Consider the following 16,428-nt stretch of genomic DNA (forward strand, 5'->3'; position numbering starts at 1 on the left):
ACCGCGTTGGTGAGTGCAGAGCTTGCCGTGCAAACTGCGGCAGGCGCAGCGATGGATCAGCTGGAGTTGGAAAAACATTTTTTTGGAGGGAGGATTTGACATTATATATGATCAGGTTGATATATCAGGAGTGAAAAAGTTAGATATGTATTCGGCTGAAATAAAATTTAACAGATCAGACAATCTAGATCCTCGAACAACAACACCTGCAAAGCCAATAAAATATGACAGTCCGACTCGTCCGACGTGGAATACAGGTGCGCCACTATAGCCATCTGCATCGAAGTTACTAATCCGCTGCATAGTCAAGTAGTGTAAATAATCGGCATTGCTGCCGCCGCCGTATGATCCTCCAATAATAACTGACCTACTGCGGATCTCTGCCTCGTAATCTACTAATTGCAAGGTGCTAGGAAATCCAATAATTATAAAATGATTTAGGGTATTGTTTGGCCACATGTCTTTCAAATCAAGGGGGAAAAACTCACTTGATATCGAGCGGTCGCCGTAGTCAAGATGATTAAAATTCAGTGCTCTTATATCGATATATTCTTCGTCTTTATTTTCTTCGGATACTTGCGGCGATCTCATGAACGAGGCCGAGAGCAAGAAGCCCTTCTCCAGTTCCGATGGAATTACAATTTTGTCAGGGTTGTAGTCGGGAAATTGATGGCCGCAACAAAATACAAAACAATCATCGCCATTTCTGATTGCGCTTCCGCTGCCGCGTAGGCAATATGGGAATTCATTATAATCAGTAATAACAAATATTTGCTTTGCGTATCTAGCGAGTATATTTTCAACAAGATTTGCGGGATAATATAGACGGCCTATACGAATGGCCGTAGCGCGGCGCATGAATTCAAGATCTACAATATTTCTTGCTTCCAATTTTGTCTCTCAAGCCAATGTTGTGACCAGGGTAGCTGTAGTGCCACAGTTTATCGCTTTAGATCGGCGATCCGCCTCATCATCGCACGCACTCGGCAAAGAGCGGCATCATCTACTGCCCCTGCGGTGCCGGAACCAAATTCCGACAGTGCTCGACATAGAGCGGCAGAGTAGTTCACCCAGGCCGCTTGCTCCTTGTTAAACAATGCGCGCACACGATCGGCGGTCTCACGCCCGTTCGGCGGTCCATCGTCCTGAGTACGCTTCGCGATCTCGCCGATGTCGAAGAGTTTCTTGCGAACGGCGGCATCGAGCTGACGCTTGATCCGCGTCTCCTGCTTGCCGAAGCAGACTCGTCCTTCCGCCATGCTGGCGTTCGGTCCGAAGCAGTATGTCTGGACGCGTTGTGCTTCGTCGTCTGGCGCCTTCTCCTGAGCGTTGGCGGCTTGCGACCAATTGGAGGCTACCAGGAAACCGACAGCCAGAGCCGTGCAGCCCTTCACTTCAGATAGCCCTTCGCCTTCAGGTGCTCCGCCAGCGCCTCTCGGATCGCCTCCGGCCGCGAGGGCTTCGGGTCGGGCTGGTCTGCGATCCAAGCGTCGAGCGGCGCAAGCTGCTCTGGTGGCAGTCGCACGTTCACCGGGGTCGCGTCGATGCGGGGGCGGCCTCGTGAGGAATTTCTAGCGCTAGCTATTGCCAACCCCCATTTTCTAGCGCTAATTATACCGGGTCGGCTGAAGGGCTGCAACCGCTCAGCCGACCCTGACCACACACGTCGTACGAGGACGTCTCATGGCTACCCATCATTCTACAGCACCGGCCCGCGCCGGTGAACGCTCACGCTCGCCTTCCACACAGGTCGGACCTGTCACAGTCGCGCTCCGCACCATGCGGCAGGCTGAGCCTGAGGCTCCCGCGCTGGTCGCGTTGCGCCAGGGCCTAGAGTCCTACTTCGCCGACGCCGGCATGCCCGTCGACCTCTCCGCTCAGATGGATGTGGAGCGCCACCGCATCCACGAGCTGCGCGACGCAATTGCCGGCTGCATCGAGGCGGACATCGCCTTGCTCGACGCCCTCGACGGCGATCCCGATCTTGAGGACGGCTGCGACGCGGAGCCGAGCCTGTGCGGCACATTCGTTTCGCCGCCGAGCCCGGAGGACCGTGAGGACGCCGACGACAACGGCATCGGCGATGCGGACGGGCTGCAAGAGCAGCTGATCCGCTACAAGCGACTCTGCCGCGCGCTTCGGGGCGAGGAGGCGCGTCATGGCTGAGCGCTCCACCTCCCGCCGCGCGATCCTCACAGGCCTCGCTGCTGCCTCGACGGTGCCCGCCGGCATCGGTCTCGCCCACTCGGGCGCCGGTGAGGCGAGCGACCCCCTCCACGCCGAAGCCTACCGCCGCCTCTTGATCGGCTACCGCTGGCACCAGCAAGCCCGCGTCGTCAGCAACGAAGCGCGGTTCAACAGCCTGGAGGAGGCTGCCGCTACCAAGGTGTCGCACTGGTTGTGGGATCAGGCCGACAAAGCCTTTGACCTTCCTGCGCCGCGCACAGCAACAGGAATGCGCACTCTCGTTTTCGCCATGGCGATCATGCTGGAGGGTGAGGCGGCCAACGAGCACTTTGACACTGAGGCCAAGCGAGCAATTCGGTTTGTCCGCGCAGTCATGTCGTCCATGGGTCTGACGCTCCCGGAGGAGTACCCAGGCTTCGGAGACGAGCCGGACCACAACGAGCGAGACGCGGCCATCATGACACGCCCCGGCTGGTTGCCTGCCTGGGCACTCGACGGGCGTTCCGAGCCCTACCCCTCCGACCTGATGGGAGGGATGTCATGACAGGGAAACGGAAGTCGGACCTAACCGACCTGTCGTCGGACGCATACGACCTGCGAAATGCGGTCACCGCGACACGGATCGTGCTGGATCATTGTCTATCGATGACCGATCCTAAGGATGGGGCAACGTGGCGGACAATTAGGCTGCTCGATGAGCAACAGGAAGCACTTTGCTTTTTGATGCTGAAAGTCGAGCGGATGTCCCGCGATTTAGCCCAGGCATTAGACGACTTTGAACCCAATAGGGGCACGCGCCAATGAGGCTGCTCCGCCTGATCCGCTCCGTGTGGCTCACGCGAGGCGCACGTGCCGACTTCGTGAGATCGGAACGGCACCGGCTTATCGCCGACGCCTACCTGAGCCGCTCGATAGCCCGCCTAGATGTGGCAGACGCCATCCTTGAGGCTGAGCGCACCGCCTTGGTGCATCGTGTCTGACAACCCGGCCCGGCCGCAGGTAGGTGCATGACGCCCCTGCCTCGCCGGCCGGACTCTATGACCTTAAGGAAGCTAGAACGACGCCATCTGAGGCATTTTGAACCATCGGAGGCGGCGTGCGCTGTTACCCGTGGCGTTACCCCGGACCTCGACCGCAACCCCTGACATTGAGCTAAGTGCTGGTGCGGACGGCGGGACTCGAACCCGCACGACCAGAGGTCGCAAGATTTTAAGTCTCGTGCGTCTACCGATTCCGCCACGTCCGCGCGGGCGCTGCCCTGCCGCTCCGGGTTAGCCGGGGGCAGGGCGCAGATCAAGGCCCATCAGGCCGGCGCGAGCGGCCGCCAGCCGTAGAGCCAGGCGTAGCGCTCGGTCATCTGCATCGGGCCGAGCCGCCCCATCACCACGTCGCGGGCGGCCGACACCAGGGGGCCGGCGTGGTAGATGCGGCCGTTGCGGCGGGCATGGGCCTGGATGGTGCGCACCCGCTCGGTCCGGGCGCGGGAATAGGCCGCGAGCGCCGCCGGCACCGGCTGGGCGGGGGTGAGGCAGGCGGCGAGCACCGCGGCGTCCTCGATCGCCAGCGCCGCGCCTTGCGCCAGGAACGGCAGTACCGGATGGGCGGCGTCGCCGAGGAGCGCGATCCGGCCGCGGGCCATCGGGCGGGCCGCCGGGCAGTCGACCAGGGACCAGACCAGCCAGGATTCGGGCCGGGCGAGCAGGCCGGCGAGGGGCGGGGCGGCGTCGGCGAAGGCGGCGCGCAGGCGCGCGGGCTCGCCGCGGGCGCCCCAATCGTCGCTGGCGCCCTCGTCCGGCACCACCGCCACGAGGTTGAGCCGGCGCCCGCCATTGATCGGGTAATGCACCACGTGCCGGCCGGGGCCGAGCCACAGGCCGGTCTCGTCGGCGAGGAAATCCGGGGGCACCGCCTCGCGGGGCAGGGTGGCGCGCCAGGCGGCCTCGCCGCGGGGGCGCAAGGCCCGCCGGTCGAGGGCCTTGCGCAGGGCGGAGCGCACCCCGTCGGCCGCCACCACGAGGTCGGCCGTCAGGGTTTCGGTGCGGCCTCCGTCGCTGGCGAGCGTCAGCGTGACTGCCGTCGCGCCCTCCTGCACCCCGGTGACGGCGCGGCCGACGCGGAGGCGGATGCCCGGGCGGCTGCGGGCGGCGTCGAGCAGGATGGTCTGGAGATCGGCCCGGTGCACCACCCAGTAGGGCGCGCCGAAGCGCTCGCGCATCGCCTCGCCGAGCGCGATCTCGCCGATGTCGCGGGCGGTAGCGAGGCTGCGGATCCGCACCCGGGCCGGCTCGCCGGCGACCCGGCGCAACGGCATGCCGAGGCCGAGATCGGTCAGGATCCGGCTGGCATTGGGCGAGAGCTGCAGGCCTGCCCCGACCTCGCTGAAGGCGGTGCGGCGCTCGACGAGGGTCACGTCGTGCCCGCGGGCGCTCAAGCTCAGGGCCGCCGTGAGTCCGCCGATGCCGGCCCCGACCACCGCGACGCGCAGGCCCGGCCGGTCCGGGACCGGACGGCTCCCCGGCTGGCGCTCCTGAGCCAAGATCTACTCCCGCAGCAAGGCTTACTCGGCGGCGAGGCGGGCGCGGTCGTCCCAGACGCTCGAGGCTGGCTCCGCCGTGCCGGCCTTCAGGCCCGGCTTGTAGCGGTACAGGGTCGAGCAGTACTGGCAGATGATCTCGTGGTCGGCGCCCATGTCGAGGAAGACGTGGGGATGGTCGAACGGCGGCAGCGCGCCGATGCACATGAACTCCTTGGAGCCGACCTGGATGACCGGAACGCCGTCCTGGTTATGGAAGTGCGGGACCGCCTTGTCTGCCATCGCCTCAGAATTCCTGGCTGCCGGGCCGCATCGGGCCCCGAATCTCGGGTTCTCCTAGCCCCTCGGGGCCGCCGCGCCTAGGGGTGCGGGCCGGCCCGGAAGGGTCCGCCGTCCTTTGGTCACGGTCTTGCGACATCGGGGCGCCCCACCGGCTTCACCGACCACGAGAGGATCGCCCGTGACCCGTTTCCTGCCGAGGCTCGCCGTTCTCGCCGCCCTCGCCGGCGCGACCCTGCTCGGCGCCCCCGCCGCCCAGGCCCAGAGCCGCACCGTCGTCGGGGCCGGCGCGGGCGCGGTGGCGGGTGCCCTCGTCGCCGGGCCGATCGGCGCGGTGGTGGGCGGCGTCGTCGGCGCGGCCTGGGGCGAATCGGGCCGGCGCCCGAGGCGGAGCGCCCGCCGGGTGCGGCGCCAGGACGGGGCACGCCGGGTCTCGGCGCGGCCGGTGCGGGTGGCGCAACGCACCCCGGCGGCGGCGCCGGCGCGCCCGCGGGCCTGGGTCGACCCGCGCTGACGCGGGCCGTCCGCGCTCCTTGCCGTCTCGGCCGTCTTACCGTCTCGGCCTCCTTGGCTTCGGGGCCGGAAGCGCCTACATCGGACGACATCCAGAGCGCCGCCAGCAGCATTTCCCGGGCCCCCGATGAGTCGTGACGAGCAGAGTGCGGTCAAGGATGGCCGCCGGCAGGAGCCGCCGATCCACGGCCCCGAGGCCTTCGAGGCGATGCGCAAGGCCGGCCGGCTGACCGCCGAGGCCCTCGACCTGCTGATGGAGGCGGTGGCGCCCGGCATCACCACCGAGGCGCTCGACCGCCTCGCCTACACCTTCGCGATGGATCACGGCGCCTATCCGGCCTCGCTGCACTATCGCGGCTACCCGAAATCGATCTGCACCTCGATCAACCACGTCGTCTGCCACGGCATCCCGAACGACAAGCCGCTGCGCGAGGGCGACATCGTCAACCTCGACATCTGCCTGATCGTCGATGGCTGGCACGGCGATTCGAGCCGCATGGCCTATGTCGGCGAGGTGCCGCGCAAGGCGGCGCGCCTGTGCGAGATCACCCACGAGGCGATGATGCGCGGTATCGCGGCGATCAAGCCCGGCGGCACCACCAACGACATCGGCGCGGCGATCCAGGCCTTCGCGGAGGGCGAGCGCTGCTCGGTGGTGCGCGATTTCTGCGGCCACGGCCTCGGCCGCACCTATCACGACGCGCCGACCATCCTGCACTACGTCGAGCCGAGCTACAGCGTCGCCTTGCGCCCCGGCCAGTTCTTCACCGTCGAGCCGATGATCAATCTCGGCCGCCCGGCCGTGAAGGTGCTGGCCGACGGCTGGACCGCGGTGACCCGCGACCGCTCGCTCTCCGCCCAGTTCGAGCACACCGTGGCGGTGACCGAGACCGGCGTCGAGATCTTCACCCTCTCGCCCAAGGGACTGGACAAGCCGCGCGACACCGTGGCCGCCTGACCGCCCGCCGAGCTGACGGCCCGCCATGGCTCGCCCGCCCCGCCCCACCCCCGGTTTCGCGGAGGCGGGTGCTGCCGCGCCCGCGCTCAACAAGGCCGAGGAACCGCATTACCACGGCCACCGCGACCGCCTGCGCGCCCGCTTCGCGCAGGGCGACACCCTGCCCGACTACGAGTTCCTGGAACTGGTGCTGTTCCGCGCCATTCCGCGCCGGGACGTGAAGCCGATCGCCAAGGCGCTGATCGCCCGCTTCGGCAGCTTCGCCGAGGTCATCAGCGCCCCGGCCGAGCGGCTGCTCGAGATCGACGGGATCGGCCCCTCGGTCGTCACCGATCTCAAGATCATGGAGGCGGCCGGCCGCCGCCTCGCCCGCGGTGCCGTGGCCGAGCGCACCCTGCTCTCGTCCTGGGCCGCGGTGATCGATTACTGCCGGGCCGCCATGGCCTTCGCCCCGCGCGAGGAATTCCGCCTGCTCTTCCTCGACAAGCGCAACCGCCTGATCGCCGACGAGGTGCAGGGGAGGGGCACCGTCGACCACACGCCGGTCTATCCCCGCGAGGTGGTGCGCCGGGCGCTCGAACTCTCGGCCACCGCCCTGATCCTGGTCCACAACCATCCGTCCGGCGACCCGACCCCGTCCCAGGCCGACATCAAGATGACCCGCGACATCGTCGCGGTGGCCGGGCCGCTGGGCATCGTGGTGCACGACCACATCATCGTGGGCCGCGACGGGCATGCGAGCTTCCGCGGGCTGAAGCTGATCTGAGCGCCGCGGGGTATCAGCGGTCCCCGCCGCCGTGCCGCGAAATTGAGCAGATTCGCTCCAGCCGCGGCGTCCCCCGCGCCGCGCCGCCTGACGCTGCGCAAAGTCGTGCGCGGGCAGGGGGGAAGGACGCATTTCCTTTGCCTTGGCCCCCGTCTTGCGTCTAGCTTCGTTGCAAACAGAGGGACGCCCATGCCGCTCAGCGCGTTCGACGAGATGACGGGAATCCAGGAGAGCGGACTGGACCCGGCCGCCGTGCGCGAGGCGTACGCGGCGCTCAAGACCTGGCTCGATACGACTCCGCCCGAGCATTTCGACACGCGGCGCAGTCAGGCCGAATTGTTCTTCCGCCGGATCGGCATCACCTTCGCGGTCTACGGCGACAATGAATCGACCGAGCGGCTGATCCCGTTCGACATCATCCCTCGGGTGCTGACCAAGCCCGAATGGGGCTTCCTGGAGCGCGGCCTCAAGCAACGCGTCACCGCGCTCAACATGTTCCTGGCCGACATCTACGGCCCGCAGGAATGCATCAAGGCCGGAATCATCCCGGGCGACCTCGTCTACCGCAACCCGCATTACCGGCTGGAGATGCGGGATTTCGAGGTGCCGCATGGCAAGTACGTCCACATCGCCGGCATCGACATCGTCCGCACCGGCGAGGACCAGTTCTTCGTGCTGGAGGACAATGCCCGCACGCCGTCCGGCGTCTCCTACATGCTGGAGAACCGCGAGGTGATGCTGCGGCTCTTCCCCGAGCTGTTCTCCAAGCACCGGGTCTCGCCGGTCGAGGCCTATCCGGACGCGCTGCTGGCGACCTTGCGCAGCCTGGCGCCGATGAGCGCGGCCCGCGACCCGAGCGTGGTGCTCCTCACGCCGGGCCGCTTCAATTCGGCCTTCTACGAGCACTCCTTCCTGGCCGACAAGCTCGGCGTCGACCTCGTCGAGGCCTCCGACCTCTTCACCAAGGACGACGTGGTCTACATGCGGACCACCGAGGGGCCGCGGCGGGTCGACGTGATCTACCGGCGCATCGACGACGACTTCCTCGACCCGTTGGTGTTCCGGCCCGATTCGGTCCTCGGCGTGCCCGGTCTGATGAGCGCCTACCAGAGCGGCAGCGTGACGCTCGCCAACGCGGTGGGCACCGGCATCGCCGACGACAAGGCGGTCTACAGCTACATGCCGGAGATCGTGCGCTTCTTCACCGGCGAGGAGCCGATCCTGCACAACGTGCCGACCTGGCGCTGCCGCGAGAAGGACGCACTCAACTACGTCCTGTCGAATCTCGGCGACCTCGTGGTCAAGGAGGTCAACGGCTCGGGCGGCTACGGCATGCTGGTCGGCCCGCACGCCACCAAGCGCGAGATCGAGGAATTCGGCCGCAAGCTGCGCCACGCGCCGGACGGCTTCATCGCCCAGCCGACGCTCGCGCTCTCGACCTGCCCGACCTTCGTCGCCTCCGGCGTCGCGCCCCGCCACGTCGATCTCAGGCCCTTCGTGCTCAGCGGTGCCGACGAGATCCGGATCGTGCCCGGCGGGCTGACCCGGGTCGCCCTCAAGGAGGGCTCGCTCGTGGTCAATTCGAGCCAGGGCGGCGGCACCAAGGATACCTGGGTGCTCGACGGCTGACCCGTCCGGCCTAGCCTCGCCGGACCGGGCTCCCGGCCCGGTCCGCCCGTACCGTCCCAGCGTGAGCCTCTCGCCGCCATGCTCTCCCGCACCGCCGACAACCTGTACTGGCTCTCGCGCTACGCCGAGCGTGCCGATTTCGTCGCCCGCATCCTCGACGCGGCCCTGCGCCTCTCCGCCCTGCCGGCCAATTACGGCGGCGCCGACGCCAACGAGTGGGAATCGGCGCTGGCCTCGGCCGGCAACATCGAGCTGTTCCGCCCGCTCTACGACAGCATCAACGAGCACACCGTCCGCGACTTCCTGGCCTTCAGCCCCAACAACCCGTCCTCGATCCGCTCCTGCCTGCACACCGCCCGGGAGAACGCCCGGGCCGTGCGCACGGCGCTGACCAGCGAGATGTGGGAGGCGATCAACGAGGCCTACCTGCACCTGCGCAGCTTCGAGGGACGGGACATGACGCGCGAGGAATTCGCGCGCTTCCTCGACTGGGTGAAGGGCGTGTCGCTGGCCTTCGACGGCTCGGCCTACCGTACGATGCTGCGCAACGACGGCTACTGGTTCACCCGGCTCGGCGTCGCCATCGAGCGCGCCGACAACACCGCCCGCATCCTCGACGTGAAGTACCACGTGCTGCTGCCCGAGACCGAGCGGGTCGGCGGCAGCCTCGATTACTTCCAGTGGACCACGATCCTGCGGGAGGTCTCGGCGCTCACCGCCTATCACTGGGTCTACCGCGAGAGCATCAAGCCCTGGCTGGTCGCCGACCTGCTGATCCTCAACCGCGAGATGCCGCGCTCCCTGGCCAATTGCTACGAGATGCTGGTGCGCAACCTCGACCGCATCGCCGACGCCTATGGCCGCCGCGGGCCGAGCCAGCGTCTCGCCCGCGGCATGCTGGCCAAGCTCGACGACCTCACGGTGGACGAGATCTTCGCCGCCGGCCTGCACGAGTTCATCGAGGATTTCATCGCCGAGAACAACCGGCTCGGGGCCGCGATCGTCGAGCAGTATCTGGGCTGACGGCCCCCCGGGCGGGTACCCGGCTCCCGGGCGGTTTCGCCCTCCCGCGGGACGGTGTATAGCACCGCCCCGCACGGCCCAGCTTTTGCGTGACAGCGAGCGTCGCGATCCCATGCGCATCCGCGTCGTCCACGAGACGGTCTACCAGTACGACAGCCCGGCCCGGGGCCTGATCCAGATGCTGCGGCTGACGCCGCGCGACCATGACGGCCAGCACGTGCGCGCCTGGCGCATCGAGCCGACCGTCGACGGCCGCCTGAGCCGGCGCGAGGACGGATTCGGCAACATCGTCCACGTGTTCAGTGCCGACGGGCTGGAGGAGGCGCTGACCATCCGGGTCACCGGCGAGGTCGAGACCACCGAGACCCATGGGGTGATGCGCGGCATCTCCGAGTGGCTCCCCGACCCGTTCTACCTGCGCGAATCGCGCTTCGCGGTCGCCGACGAGGCGATCCGGTCCTTCGCCGAGGAGGCGGTGGGCGCGAGCATCGACCCGCTCGACCGGCTGCACCGCCTGCTCGCCGGCGTGCACCGGGCGGTCGACTACGCCCCCGGCCCGACCGGCGCCGCCACCACGGCCGCCGAGGCCTTCGCCTTGCGCAAGGGGGTGGGACAGGACCTCGCCCACGTCTTCATCGCGGCGGCGCGCCATCTCGAGATCCCGGTGCGCTACGTCTCGGGCTATTACTGGCGGCCCGACACCGCGGAGCAGGAGGCCGGCCATGCCTGGGTCGAGGCACGGGTGCCGGATCTCGGCTGGGTCGGGTTCGATCCGGCCCACGGCATCGCGGTCACGGAAGCCCATCTGAGGGTGGCGATCGGCCTCGACTACCTCGACGCCGCTCCGGTCCGCGGCAGCCGCACCGGCGGCGGCACCGAGACCATGACCGTGCGGGTGCGGGTCGACGACGCCCGGGCGCCGCAGGCCCAAGTCCAGCAAGCCCAGCAAGCGCAGGGCCAGTCGCAGGCGCAGGGCTGACGGGCGGCCCCTGTGGCGCCGCCGCGATAGCCCCGCGTCACCTCACCTCGCGGCAGCGGAAGGGACTGGATTAAGCGAGGGGCCTGCGCCAGGGTGGCGCCGCGCGTGCGGTACCGGACCGCCCGCCTGACGATCGCCGGGGGGCGGTGAGCGATGACCTATTGCGTCGGGATCCTGGTGGAAGAGGGTCTCGTCATGATCGCCGACACCCGCACGAATGCGGGGCTCGACGACATCTCGACCTACCGCAAGCTCCATATGTTCACGAAGCCCGGCGAGCGGGTGCTGGCGCTCGCCTCGGCCGGCAACCTCTCGGTGACGCAGTCGGTGCTGTCGCTGCTGACCGAGGGCGTCGATGATCCCGATACCGGCAAGCCCGAGACGATCTACGACGCGCCGACGATGTTCCGCGCCGCGCAGCTGATCGGCCGGGCGATCCGCAAGGTGCGGGCGATCGAGCGCGCCGGGTTCGAGGCGGCGCAGCTGCGCTTCGAGGTGTCGTTCCTGTTCGGCGGCCAGATCGGCGACGGGCCGATGCGGCTCTACATGATCTACTCCGCCGGAAACTTCATCGCCTGCAGCCAGGACGCGCCGTTCCTGCAGATCGGCGAGCACAAATACGGCAAGCCGATCCTCGACCGCGCGGTAACCTTCCGGACCGACATTTACGATGCACTCAAGGTCGGCCTCGTCTCGATGGATTCGACCATGCGGTCGAATCTGGGGGTCGGCCTGCCGATCGACCTGACGGTGATCCGCCGCAACACCTGCGACACCGAGGTCCTGCACCGGATCGAGGCCGGCGAGCCGTATTTCCACGACCTGCGCGAGCGCTGGTCGGCGGCCCTGCGGGCGGCCCACCGGGCGATCCCGCGGCCGCCCTACGGGCCGGGTGCGAAGTAGGGGAGCGATCGAGGCTTCACCGGGTGCCCAGTCAGGCTCGGCTTGTCGAGAGACGCTCCATCGTCATCCTGGCGCCGCGCAGCGGAACCCGGGATTCATCACCGCCGACCTTTCGGAATGAATCGGAACGGCGACCGCCGCAGCCTTCCGCGTCAGCGGTCACGGATCCCGAGTTCTCGGCCGCGCCGAGCCCCAGGATGACGTGGAGAGGTACGGTGGGTGCGCCAGATCGACTGACGCTCCCATCGAGCAGACGCTCGGGTGAAAAAGAACGAAAGGGCTGGCTGCCCGCTCGCTTCTGAACCATCCGCGGTTCTGGATCCCGGGCTCCGCTGCGCGGCCCCGGGATGACCCTGTGCGGCGGGGCAGGGGGCGTCCATCCTGCCTCCGGGCAGGAATACTAACGCGCTCAATCCGCCAGTTGCCGCGCCTCTTCCGGCAGCATGATCGGGATGCCGTCGCGGATCGGATAGGCGAGCTTGGCCGAGCGGCTGATCAGCTCCTGGCGGGCGGAATCGTAGTCCAGCCGCTCCTTGGTGAGGGGGCAGACCAGCAGTTCGAGCAGCTTCGGGTCGATGCGGGTGGCCTCGGCGGGGAGGGTGGAATCGGTCACGGGTGCTCCTTCCGACATGACGGTCGCCAGGGCTTACCCCAAACCGCCGCCTATTGCAGCGTCGGTTCGCTGCCCGATCCCCGCACCAGCTCCATCTCGGTCACGGCGATCAGCACCTCGGCCCGGGTCTTGAGGTCGGGGGCTTCCAGCATCGCCTGCTTCTCGCGCGGGCCGAACGGGCTCATCATGCAGAGCGCGTTGACCAGCGCCTCGTTCGGCGCCTCCTCGATCCCGGCCCAGTCGACCTTGAGGTCGTTGGCATCGACGAAATCGCGCAGGGCCTTCAGCACCCCGGCGCGATCGACCGCGTCCTCGCCGGCACGGGCGTGGAAATCGCTCTCGAACGGCGCGAAGGTCACCTTGCAGCGGCGGTAGCCGGTGGTGGTGGACAGTTCCTCCTCGATCCTGAACCGGGCGATGCCGGTGAGCGAGATCAGGTAGCGGCCGTCGCCGGTCTCGGCGAACTGGGTGACCCGGCCGGCGCAGCCGACCCGAAAGAGCTTGGGCGAGAGCGGCGTCTCGCCGGATTCTGCATCGGGCTGGATCATGCCGATCACGCGGTCGGTGCGCAGGGCATCGTCCACCATCGCGAGGTAGCGCGGCTCGAAGATGTTCAGCGGCATCTGGCCTCGCGGCAGCAGCAAAGCGCCGGGAAGCGGAAAGACCGGGATCACGACCGGGCAATCGGCCGGACCCTTGTAGGCGACGTTCATGCTCATCGGCGTCGCTCCCGCGCGAAACGAAGGGATCCAGGGCCCCTTCGTCTCGGGCCCAGGCTCACAGCGTACCAACTAGGGCGCTGCCCTCCGGCGTGGATACCTGTCCGGCGTAATGCCGCGCCGGACAGGACTTCATGACCCCCTACGAGAACATGAGGGTCGAGAGCTTGCGCCGGCCGCGGATCGTCATCGGGTCCATCGGCCCCCAGGCCTCGAACAGCTGCAGCAGCTGCTTGCGGGCGCCGTCGTCGTTCCAGGTGCGGTCGCGGCGGACGATCTCGATCAGCTGGTCGACCGCCTCCTGCTGCTTGCCCTTGGCGTTGAGGCCGAGCGCGAGGTCGAACCGGGCCTGGTAATCGGCCGGGTCGGCGTCGATCCGCTGCTGCAGGCCGGCGAGGTCGCCGAGCGACGCCGCCTGCTCGGCGAGCTCGATCGCCGCCCGCACCGCGGCGATCGCCGGGTCCTTGGCGGCCTCCGGCGGGGCCGCGTCGAGGAAGCGGCGGGCGCCCTCGATGTCGTCGCGGTCGAGGACGAGGCGGGCGAGCGCCGCGATGGCGCCGGCATGGCCCGGCTCCTGACCGAGCACCGCGGCGTAGATCTCGGCGGCGGCATCCGTGTCGCCGGCCTCGGCCACCGCGTTCGCCTCGGCCATCAGGTCCTCGACCGCGGTCGGCCCGAGGGGACCGACGAGGCGCTCGATGAAGGCCTTAACCTGGCCTTCGGGCAGGGCGCCCATGAAGCCGTCGACCGGCTGGCCGCGCTGGAACGCGATGACCGCCGGGATCGACTGGATGCCGAGCTGGCCGGCGATCTGGGGGTGCTCGTCGATGTTCATCTTGACGAGCTTCACCTTGCCGCCGGCGTCCTTGACGGCCTTCTCGATGATCGGCGTGAGCTGCTTGCACGGCCCGCACCACGGCGCCCAGAAATCGACCAGCACCGGCTGCTGCAGCGATTCCTGCATCACGTCCTGGCGGAAGGTCGCGGTGGTGGTGTCCTTGATCAGGGCGCCCGCAGGGGCGTTACCGGCCGCGGGAGTGTCGGTGAGCATCGATGACCTCGGAAGAACGGCCTTCACGTCGCGAGCCCGGTCGGCCCGCCGAACAGATGGGGTAGACCGGTCGCCCCGACCAGGGCAAGGCGCGCGAAGCCGATATCGAAACAGGAGAATCGGATGCGGGACGCGCCGCGCGGTGCGTCCCGCGCGTCCTCACGCCGCCGCCGGTGCCGTCTGGCGCATCCGGCCGATCATCAGCGACATCAGCGCCGCCATCAGCGCCGTGAGGCCGGCGGCCAGGAACGCCTCGAGGTAGCGGCCTTCCGAGGCCCGCACCAGGCCGGCGCCGAAGGCCGCGGTGGCGGCGCCGAGCTGGTGGCCGGCGGCGATCCAGCCGAACACGATCGGGGCGTCGCGCTCCCCGAAGGCCTCGTTGGCGAGCCGCACCGTCGGCGGCACCGTGGCGATCCAGTCGAGGCCGTAGAACACCGCGAAGATCGACAGGCTGTAGAACGAGAAGTCGGTGAAGGGCAGCGCCATCAGCGACAGGCCGCGCAGGCCGTAATAGACGAAGAGCAGCTTGCGCGGGTCGTAGCGGTCGGTGAGCCACCCCGAGCCCGTGGTGCCGATGAGGTCGAACACGCCCATCAGCGCGAGAAGGCCGGCGGCCCGCACCTCCGGGATGCCCTGGTCGGCGCAGAACGAGATCAGGTGGGTGCCCACCAGCCCGTTGGTGGTGAGCCCGCAGATGAAGAACGTGCCGAACAGGAGCCAGAAATCGCCTTTCCGGCTCGCCCGCACCAGCCCGTCGATCGCCGCGCGAAAGGGATTGGCGCGCCGCGGCGGCTCGGACGCCGTGCCGGGAGCGGCGCCGTACGGGGTGAGGCCGATGTCGGAAGGCCGCTCCGGCAGGAGCCAGGCGACGACCGGGATCAGCGCCGCGATGGCGCAGGCGACGGTGAGCACCACCGGCTGCCAGCCGCCCGCCTGCGCGATCGCCGCGAGGCCGGGAAGGAAGATCAGCGTGCCGGTGGCGGTGCTGGCGGTCAGGAGCCCCATGAACAGGCCGCGCCGCACGGCGAACCACCGGTTCACCACCGTGGCGCCGAGCACGATGGCGACGCAGCCGCTGCCGAGGCCCGACAGCACGCCCCAGGTGGCGATGAGGTGCCAGGGCTCGCTCATCAGGGCGCTCAGCGCCGTCGAGCCCGCCATCAGGGCGAGCGCGCAGAGGAGCGTGCGGCGGATGCCGAAGCTCTGCATCAGGGCCGCCGCGAACGGGCCGACGAGCCCGTACAGGAAGATTCCGAGCCCGGCGGCGAAGGAGGTGGTGGAGCGGCTCCAGCCGAAGGCCTGTTCGAGAGGCAGGATCAGCACGCCCGGCGAGGCCCGCAGGCCGGCCGCCGCCAGCAGGCACAGGAAGATCACGCCCACGACCACGAAGGCGTAGTTCTGGCCGAACGGCCGCGGCCTCGGAGAGGCGGGGCTGGGGGATGCCGGGGAGGCGAGGCCCGGCGGCGACACTGTCGAACTCATGCTGGGACACCCTCCCCGAATCGTGCTAGGACGTTACGTACCGGTCAGTAACATCGTCAAGGGGCGCCAGGGTGACACGGAGAGCGGACGGTCGAAAGGCGGATGGAAGCGAGCCGGCCCGGGCCGGCGACCGGATCCGCGCGGCCGCCCGCGAGCTGTTCTACAGCCGCGGCATCCGGGGCGTCGGCGTCGACGAGATCGTGGCCCGGGCCGGGGTGACGAAGCCGAGCCTGTACCGCGGCTTCGCCTCGAAGGACGCGCTCGTCGTCGCCTGCCTGGAGGATTACGCCGCCGGCCTCGTCGGCCGGCTCGACGAGGCCCTGGCGGCGCATCCGGGCGACCCGCGGGCGGGCCTCGTGGCGTTCCTTTCCGGCATCGCCGAGCGCAGCGCCCGGCCGGGTTTTCGCGGCTGCGGGCTCAGCAACGCCGCGGTGGAGTATCCGGAGGCCGGCCATCCCGTCCGCGAGGCGGTGCTCGACGGCAAGCGCGTGCTCCATGCCCGCCTCGCCGCAGCCGCCGCCGCGGCCGGCGCAGCCGGGATCGAGGATGGTGCGGCCGGGATCACGTCGCCGGTGCGCCTGGCGGATGCCCTCCTGCTCCTCATCGAGGGCGCGTTCGCCTGCGGGCAGATCTTCGGCGCCGAAGGGCCGAACCGTACGCTCGCCGCGGCCGCCGAGGCGCTGATCGCCGCGAGCCTGGTGCGACCGGCCGGATGCGCCAGCAATCCCCCTCCCGAGCAGCCGCCGCGATAGAATTCCGTCAATAAACCGGGGAGCGGCGGGGCCATGGTCTT

At 68.5% G+C, this 16,428-nt stretch carries 19 protein-coding genes and 1 tRNA gene; 10 read left to right on the forward strand and 10 right to left on the reverse strand.

Annotated features, from left to right (window positions below):
• Nucleotides 1-111: 111 nt before the first annotated feature.
• The 3 genes from G4G93_RS05270 to G4G93_RS35760 are packed head-to-tail and all read right to left on the reverse strand — an operon-like array spanning nucleotide 112 to nucleotide 1,525.
• Nucleotides 112-891, reverse strand: a complete 780-nt coding sequence (locus G4G93_RS05270; protein ID WP_165081885.1) for a hypothetical protein — start codon at nucleotides 889-891, stop codon at nucleotides 112-114.
• Nucleotides 892-941: 50 nt separating this feature from the next.
• Nucleotides 942-1,394, reverse strand: coding sequence for a lysozyme inhibitor LprI family protein (locus G4G93_RS05275; RefSeq protein ID WP_165081887.1), 453 nt, complete (start codon nucleotides 1,392-1,394; stop codon nucleotides 942-944).
• Nucleotides 1,391-1,525, reverse strand: a complete 135-nt coding sequence (locus G4G93_RS35760) for a ribbon-helix-helix domain-containing protein (RefSeq protein WP_246736550.1) — start codon at nucleotides 1,523-1,525, stop codon at nucleotides 1,391-1,393. Before G4G93_RS35760 ends, G4G93_RS05275 begins: the two co-directional genes overlap by 4 nt.
• Before the next feature lie 158 nt (nucleotides 1,526-1,683).
• Between G4G93_RS35760 and G4G93_RS05280 the strand changes: the two genes are divergently transcribed.
• Nucleotides 1,684-2,166, forward strand: a complete 483-nt coding sequence (locus tag G4G93_RS05280; protein WP_165081388.1) for a hypothetical protein — start codon at nucleotides 1,684-1,686, stop codon at nucleotides 2,164-2,166.
• Nucleotides 2,159-2,731, forward strand: coding sequence for a hypothetical protein (locus G4G93_RS05285; protein WP_165081889.1), 573 nt, complete (start codon nucleotides 2,159-2,161; stop codon nucleotides 2,729-2,731). Before G4G93_RS05280 ends, G4G93_RS05285 begins: the two co-directional genes overlap by 8 nt.
• Before the next feature lie 616 nt (nucleotides 2,732-3,347).
• On the opposite strand, the gene G4G93_RS05290 is transcribed toward G4G93_RS05285, so the two are convergent.
• From G4G93_RS05290 to G4G93_RS05300, 3 genes are all read right to left on the reverse strand, one after another.
• A tRNA-Leu gene (locus G4G93_RS05290) sits at nucleotides 3,348-3,433 on the reverse strand.
• 57 nt (nucleotides 3,434-3,490) lie between these two features.
• Nucleotides 3,491-4,723, reverse strand: coding sequence for an FAD-dependent oxidoreductase (locus G4G93_RS05295; RefSeq protein WP_246736551.1), 1,233 nt, complete (start codon nucleotides 4,721-4,723; stop codon nucleotides 3,491-3,493).
• Nucleotides 4,724-4,744: 21 nt separating this feature from the next.
• Nucleotides 4,745-5,002, reverse strand: a complete 258-nt coding sequence (locus G4G93_RS05300; RefSeq protein WP_165081891.1) for a zinc-finger domain-containing protein — start codon at nucleotides 5,000-5,002, stop codon at nucleotides 4,745-4,747.
• Nucleotides 5,003-5,180: 178 nt separating this feature from the next.
• Between G4G93_RS05300 and G4G93_RS05305 the strand changes: the two genes are divergently transcribed.
• The 7 genes from G4G93_RS05305 (at nucleotide 5,181) to G4G93_RS05335 (ending at nucleotide 11,770) form a co-directional block, all read left to right on the forward strand.
• Nucleotides 5,181-5,513 (forward strand): DUF456 family protein, encoded by a 333-nt coding sequence (locus G4G93_RS05305; RefSeq protein ID WP_312891721.1) that lies wholly within the window; start codon nucleotides 5,181-5,183, stop codon nucleotides 5,511-5,513.
• Between the two features lie 126 nt (nucleotides 5,514-5,639).
• The gene (map, locus tag G4G93_RS05310; protein WP_165081893.1) at nucleotides 5,640-6,470 is read left to right on the forward strand and encodes a type I methionyl aminopeptidase; all 831 of its coding nucleotides are present in this window, start codon (nucleotides 5,640-5,642) and stop codon (nucleotides 6,468-6,470) included.
• 25 nt (nucleotides 6,471-6,495) lie between these two features.
• Nucleotides 6,496-7,236, forward strand: a complete 741-nt coding sequence (gene radC / locus G4G93_RS05315; protein ID WP_165081895.1) for a RadC family protein — start codon at nucleotides 6,496-6,498, stop codon at nucleotides 7,234-7,236.
• A gap of 189 nt (nucleotides 7,237-7,425) precedes the next feature.
• A complete protein-coding gene (locus G4G93_RS05320) occupies nucleotides 7,426-8,865 on the forward strand; it encodes a circularly permuted type 2 ATP-grasp protein (RefSeq protein ID WP_165081897.1) in 1,440 nt (479 codons plus the stop codon).
• 78 nt (nucleotides 8,866-8,943) lie between these two features.
• On the forward strand, nucleotides 8,944-9,888 hold the full coding sequence (locus G4G93_RS05325) for an alpha-E domain-containing protein (RefSeq protein WP_165081899.1): 945 nt from the start codon (nucleotides 8,944-8,946) through the stop codon (nucleotides 9,886-9,888).
• Between the two features lie 112 nt (nucleotides 9,889-10,000).
• Nucleotides 10,001-10,867: a transglutaminase family protein gene (locus G4G93_RS05330; RefSeq protein ID WP_165081901.1), complete on the forward strand. Its 867-nt coding sequence runs from the start codon at nucleotides 10,001-10,003 to the stop codon at nucleotides 10,865-10,867.
• A 153-nt stretch (nucleotides 10,868-11,020) separates the two neighbouring features.
• Nucleotides 11,021-11,770: a peptidase gene (locus G4G93_RS05335; protein ID WP_165081903.1), complete on the forward strand. Its 750-nt coding sequence runs from the start codon at nucleotides 11,021-11,023 to the stop codon at nucleotides 11,768-11,770.
• A gap of 409 nt (nucleotides 11,771-12,179) precedes the next feature.
• On the opposite strand, the gene G4G93_RS05340 is transcribed toward G4G93_RS05335, so the two are convergent.
• The 4 genes from G4G93_RS05340 to G4G93_RS05355 form a co-directional block, all read right to left on the reverse strand.
• Nucleotides 12,180-12,383: a Trm112 family protein gene (locus G4G93_RS05340; RefSeq protein WP_312891722.1), complete on the reverse strand. Its 204-nt coding sequence runs from the start codon at nucleotides 12,381-12,383 to the stop codon at nucleotides 12,180-12,182.
• Nucleotides 12,384-12,433: 50 nt separating this feature from the next.
• Nucleotides 12,434-13,102, reverse strand: a complete 669-nt coding sequence (locus G4G93_RS05345) for an LON peptidase substrate-binding domain-containing protein (RefSeq protein ID WP_165081908.1) — start codon at nucleotides 13,100-13,102, stop codon at nucleotides 12,434-12,436.
• A 142-nt stretch (nucleotides 13,103-13,244) separates the two neighbouring features.
• Nucleotides 13,245-14,153, reverse strand: coding sequence for a thioredoxin (gene trxA / locus G4G93_RS05350; RefSeq protein WP_165081910.1), 909 nt, complete (start codon nucleotides 14,151-14,153; stop codon nucleotides 13,245-13,247).
• A gap of 159 nt (nucleotides 14,154-14,312) precedes the next feature.
• Entirely contained in the window at nucleotides 14,313-15,635 is a 1,323-nt protein-coding gene (locus G4G93_RS05355; RefSeq protein ID WP_165081912.1) for an MFS transporter, read from the reverse strand.
• A 71-nt stretch (nucleotides 15,636-15,706) separates the two neighbouring features.
• Between G4G93_RS05355 and G4G93_RS05360 the strand changes: the two genes are divergently transcribed.
• Complete coding sequence (locus tag G4G93_RS05360; protein ID WP_165081914.1) at nucleotides 15,707-16,387, forward strand: TetR/AcrR family transcriptional regulator; 681 nt, start codon at nucleotides 15,707-15,709, stop codon at nucleotides 16,385-16,387.
• Nucleotides 16,388-16,428 lie beyond the last annotated feature (41 nt).

The organism is Methylobacterium sp. DB0501, from assembly GCF_011043735.1.
Classification (GTDB): Bacteria; Pseudomonadota; Alphaproteobacteria; order Rhizobiales; family Beijerinckiaceae; genus Methylobacterium; species Methylobacterium alsaeris.